Here is a 2,720-nt window from a genome sequence, read left to right as displayed (position 1 = left end):
TGAATTTAAGCGCTTCTGTTTCGTGACAAGAGGATAAATATATGGTATGGCTTAGGAATTAATGGACAGGAGAAGGAGACCTTTTCTACTTCTGTCCATGAGTGCCGCAATTATTAGATGAGATGAAATTGTGATTGTTAGATGGGTGGGACTCCCCTTTATTTGTCATGTAAGGCAGTAATTGGCGTAACTAACATGCAGTTTTACTGAATTACCATCAACCTTCGATGTCATGTGAAGTACTTTGTAGACAGGCTCAGTCGTAGAAGTTACCTTCAAAAGTCATTAACTGTCCTTAACCTTCCTCTTGGCACTTCGCGTAAGGACTTCTCTAGCCCATTCGCTTACAGAGTCATGATCTTTAGCTGCATGTTTCCACAGTTCTTTATCATCTTCTGTGCATCGTATTTCTTGTTTTTTATCAAGAGTAACGTCCTGCTTAGGGCGTCCTCGTTGTCGTTTTTCTGTAGTCATATGATTATTTTGTGTCATGACGTATTTTAAGTCAAGGCGTTTGCTTTTTATGCATCTATATGTATAATATTTATCATGACATAAAATGGTTTTAATATGTATGGAAGTTTATTAGGGTGAATGGAAAAGGCATGAAAGTAGAGCAGTCAAAAACAACCAAGTTATATCTAAAGGATCTAGATAACTTAGACCCAATCACTGTTTATTTGGAAGATATTGAACCAAGGAAAGGCAAAATTACAATTGAGTGTTTAGGCAAGTCTTGGTCAAGCTATTGGGGTGGTATGGGATCTAGAACCATTTCTCAGTTCTTTGTTGATTGTAACGTCTGTTATCTGGTGAATAACCTTGATAACAGATTGGAAAAGTACGAACCAGATTTTGATGAGTTTAGAAAGGAGATGCGACAAAAGGTTTGTGAACTTCGCCGTGATCACTGTATTAGTAAAGATTTGGCGCGTGAACTTTTTGATATAGAGGATTGGTCTGAATACGTTACGGAGAACCCATATGAACCAATCAGAAACCCTTGCCTAATCTCAGAACGTGAATTTGAAGAACTTGACTTTGATGGCTTTGATGTTCCTGAGCGATTAACTAGTGATTATCGTTATTTGTGCAAGATTATAGAAGCGGTTAAATCCGGCCTGAGTATAACTAACCACCAAAAAGCCGCATAAGGATAAAGGTGGATGCTTCAATCACACCAGAAGATGAAATGTTTATTGTCCCTTATTTTATTTTTGTTTGGCTTTGGAATTGCGCTGACTATGATTGTTCTAGATGCAACTATTGCCGCAAGAATAGCAGGTCTGATTATTGCGTTTTGTAGTGGTTGGGGTTGTTGTTATTCGCTTGGATTTATGTCAGGTGGTATAACTGAACAAAAATCATTAAAGCAGGGGGTAAATTGATGCCTAGTGATGATCAGTATTTTGAATGTTGTCGCGTTAGAGACCAGTTAGATAAAAGGTTCCACAATTTAAACGCCGAGGAACTGCAAGTCCTCTCTTATTGTGAGTCTGTAATCAGAGAGTGGGAAGATAAGTACTTACCTTTTTAGATTATGAGGGAATAAGGATGAAACGTAATATTGTAGGGTTACTTATAGGTGTAGGTCTGTGCATGGGTTTTTTACCCATTCTTATTGCTAGTTTGCTTGTTAAGCACAATCTTTTTATTGAAATAATTGACCGTATAGACGTTTTTTGGAAAGAGACTGAAAGCCTATCTTGTTAGGTGTAGAGAGAAAGTTATGTTAGTAGCGAAATGCTACTGAAAGGATTTTACCACAAAAAGGCAAATGCTTATCACCTAGAGTGTTGTCAGTTTTTTCGAAAATCGAATCATAGAGAAATAATATTCATGATTAAGCTATTACAAAGTGTGTCAATTAGGTTGTTAGGCTATATTACCGTAACCGTCCTTGGTATGTGGTTTTACTTAGATATCCAAGCCACCGCTTGGTACAACACAATTTTATGTGGAGTGCTTGGCCTTTGCCTATCAATTTGCTTTATGATTGATGCCAAAGTAGCAATAGATCGTTTTTTAAATACATCTAGTAAGTAAAGCTCACAAAAAATACTCGAGGATAAAAAATCTATGGATATTGAGCAAATCAAAGCAGAAGCGCCAGAAGATGCATCGTTCTGGAGTCCAGTTGTTGAGCAATACTTTGATCGCCAATACATGAATTTGGCTTTCAGGGAGCAAGGTAAACTTATACAAGTCGAACCTCAATTTCGAAGTGAGCTAATCACAATAATCGAAGAGGGACTTCTTTGAATATTCTGGGTATACCAAAAAAGGATTTATGGCCAGTTAGCATATATGTCCTAACTAGTGGATTTGTGCTCTATATTTGCTTGCAACTATTCCCCGAACCGATACACGTATTAGTGTATGCTTGGTACGTTGCAGGGCAAGGAATTTTAGTGAAATATAAAGCGACCTCCCAACCATATCAGAGTACCTTTTTAGGTGTGTTACTGGGGGCTTTTATGGCTTTTGCTTGGCCTCTGTTTTGTAGAAAAACGGATAAATGATAAGTGGCAACCATTTTTGGTTTTTTGCGGTCCACTACAGGTAGAAAGTGTTTGTCATAAATATTGGCGACGTCGGCCGCCTTACCTTTCTTTATACGCGACGCAACACTTAATGCACTTTTTCCAAACTCCTGTTTAAAAGCCTTACAGAAACTTTTTATAGTTTGCGACAGATTGGTGAACCATCAGACCGAATAA

The 2,720-nt window shown here is 37.8% G+C and carries 5 protein-coding genes; 4 read left to right on the top strand and 1 reads right to left on the bottom strand.

What is annotated here, in order from left to right; translation table 11 throughout:
- Nucleotides 1–285: 285 nt before the first annotated feature.
- The gene (locus AAFM34_RS20745; protein WP_341666149.1) at nt 286–492 is read right to left on the bottom strand and encodes a hypothetical protein; all 207 of its coding nucleotides are present in this window, start codon (nt 490–492) and stop codon (nt 286–288) included.
- A gap of 113 nt (nt 493–605) precedes the next feature.
- Between AAFM34_RS20745 and AAFM34_RS20740 the strand changes: the two genes are divergently transcribed.
- The 4 genes from AAFM34_RS20740 (at nt 606) to AAFM34_RS20725 (ending at nt 2,262) form a co-directional block, all read left to right on the top strand.
- Entirely contained in the window at nt 606–1,154 is a 549-nt protein-coding gene (locus AAFM34_RS20740) for a hypothetical protein (protein WP_341666147.1), read from the top strand.
- A 12-nt stretch (nt 1,155–1,166) separates the two neighbouring features.
- Complete coding sequence (locus tag AAFM34_RS20735; RefSeq protein ID WP_341666146.1) at nt 1,167–1,388, top strand: hypothetical protein; 222 nt, start codon at nt 1,167–1,169, stop codon at nt 1,386–1,388.
- Nucleotides 1,389–1,839: 451 nt separating this feature from the next.
- Nucleotides 1,840–2,046 (top strand): hypothetical protein, encoded by a 207-nt coding sequence (locus AAFM34_RS20730; RefSeq protein WP_341666144.1) that lies wholly within the window; start codon nt 1,840–1,842, stop codon nt 2,044–2,046.
- Nucleotides 2,047–2,079: 33 nt separating this feature from the next.
- Nucleotides 2,080–2,262, top strand: coding sequence for a hypothetical protein (locus AAFM34_RS20725; protein WP_341666142.1), 183 nt, complete (start codon nt 2,080–2,082; stop codon nt 2,260–2,262).
- Nucleotides 2,263–2,720: the final 458 nt, after the last annotated feature.

The organism is Vibrio sp., assembly GCF_038138445.1.
Taxonomy (GTDB): Bacteria; Pseudomonadota; Gammaproteobacteria; order Enterobacterales; family Vibrionaceae; genus Vibrio.
This window is presented reverse-complemented; position numbering and strand designations above follow the sequence as displayed.

Excerpts from the sequence above, each read along its gene's own strand:
- AAFM34_RS20745 (WP_341666149.1), bottom strand. The coding sequence starts at position 492 with ATGACACAAAATAATCATATGACTACAGAAAAACGACAACGAGGACGC.
- AAFM34_RS20740 (WP_341666147.1), top strand. The coding sequence starts at position 606 with ATGAAAGTAGAGCAGTCAAAAACAACCAAGTTATATCTAAAGGATCTA.
- AAFM34_RS20735 (WP_341666146.1), top strand. The coding sequence starts at position 1,167 with ATGCTTCAATCACACCAGAAGATGAAATGTTTATTGTCCCTTATTTTA.
- AAFM34_RS20730 (WP_341666144.1), top strand. The coding sequence starts at position 1,840 with ATGATTAAGCTATTACAAAGTGTGTCAATTAGGTTGTTAGGCTATATT.
- AAFM34_RS20725 (WP_341666142.1), top strand. The coding sequence starts at position 2,080 with ATGGATATTGAGCAAATCAAAGCAGAAGCGCCAGAAGATGCATCGTTC.